Origin of the sequence: Streptomyces sp. UNOC14_S4, from assembly GCF_020740835.1 — a bacterium.
In the GTDB taxonomy this organism is placed as follows: Bacteria; Actinomycetota; Actinomycetes; order Streptomycetales; family Streptomycetaceae; genus Streptomyces.
On record NZ_JAINFC010000875.1, the window covers coordinates 1 to 1,679 of the forward strand.

Sequence of the window (1,679 nt, forward strand, 5' to 3'; positions counted from 1 at the left end):
AGCCTTGATCCACCGAACTGATTCCGTCGCGTCGGTCTGATCGCGGTCCGGCTGATCGTGGGTCTGCGGCTGTTGTCTGGACGTGCCGTACTCGCTGGTCTGCCCAGCTTTTCCACGAATTCGGTTCCGGTTGGGCCCGGTTGGGCGAGTGGACGAGGTCAGGCTGGTTCGGGTGGGGCGTGCACGGTTTCGAAGAGGTGCAGCCAGACGTCCTGCCAGGGCCATTGCCGGGGCAGGTGAAGGGTGAGACGGCGGGCCGAGCGCGCGATGCGGGCGGGGACATGGACGAGGTGAGCGCGGATGGTGGCGGTGGTGGCTTTGGCGTGGAAGACCGAGGCCAGGGCGCCCGCTGCCCGCAGCAGGTTGTAGCTCATCGCCCACAGGGTCAGCCAGGCGGCATTGGCGTTGAACTTTCCTGATGGCAGGTGGGCGAGGGGCCCGGCTTTGCCGTCGGCGATGACTTGCTCGATGACCGCGTGGTGACGGTGCTGCCGCTCGGCCTGGAGGGTCTCGAAGGGGCTGTCGGTGAAGAACGGGTGGTAACGCCAGACGGGGAACAGCTCACCCTGGGCGCCTTCTCCAGCGGTTTTGGCCAGGTCACGGACGCGGCGCACGATCAGGCGGGCAGTGACCTGCTCAGCCTTCGCCCGTGAGGTGAAGGCCGTGTAGGCAGGGATCTCGGCAACCTCGGCGTCAAAGATCAGTTCGCCGGTGTCCGGGTCGGCCACTGCGGTCGGGTAGCGGATCTGCCGCCAGGCGGCCTCGTCGATGGTGGCGATCGCCTGCTTGATGGAGGGGTTCATGCCGCAGGTGATCGAGAAGTGGGCTCCGGCCCGGTGACAGGCGGCCACAACGCCGGCGTTGTAGAACTGCGAGTCCGCGCGCAGGACGCGGATCCCGGTGCAGCCGGCCTCGGCTGAGGTGGCCAGGGCCTCGGTGGCAAACCGTTCGGCGCCACGGGAATCGGCGGACTTGCCCTGCCGCAGCCGCACGGCGGCGATGACCGGCCGGGCGACCGGGCTGCAGATGGTGGCCAGCAGGGGGTGCAGGGTGCGCACGCCTTTGAACCGGCCGATCTGCGCGCCCTGCTTGGCGCGGCCGAACACCCGCTTGTGGGTGGAGTCGATGTCGATGAAAGCTACCCGGTCGGCTCCGGGCAGCAGCGGGGTGTGCCCCGTCAGTGCGGCCAGGAACTTACGGTGCACCGCGTGCAGTTGCAGGGCATGCCCGTGGGTGAACGAGCGCAGGAACGTGCCCAGTGTCGACGGGGCGCGGGTGCCGTCGAAGCAGGCCGGCATGGCACCGTGCCGCAGCCGGTCAGTGTCGTCGATGCTGTCCGCACCGGCACACATCGCCGCGATCAACGACATCACCTTCGCCGCCGGGTGGGCCCCGCCGCTGTTGCCCGCCCCCTCGATCCGTAGGGCCACAGCGGCTAGTTCCGGCAGCCGGGCCCTCTCCGCCAGCCGGACCACCGGCACCAGACCCGCGTCCGCCACCAGGTTCGACTCGTCGAACGCGGCGGAAACCACCGAAGCGGCATGGGAAGATTGCATCTCGCGGATGTTCTCTCGATCTGTGGATATGGAACCGTAGGAAGTCCCATCGTCCCAGTTCAAGGGGCATCCGCGTCTTCATGTCCAGGCCCTGGACCGGTCATCGCTCGGTGGATCAAGGCT

1 protein-coding gene is annotated in these 1,679 nt (G+C 68.3%); it reads right to left on the bottom strand.

The annotated features are described in order from the left end of the window. Positions 1-158 precede the first annotated feature (158 nt). Positions 159-1,556 (bottom strand): IS1380 family transposase, encoded by a 1,398-nt coding sequence (locus K6I34_RS36650; protein ID WP_229332340.1) that lies wholly within the window; start codon positions 1,554-1,556, stop codon positions 159-161. Between the last annotated feature and the right edge of the window lie 123 nt (positions 1,557-1,679).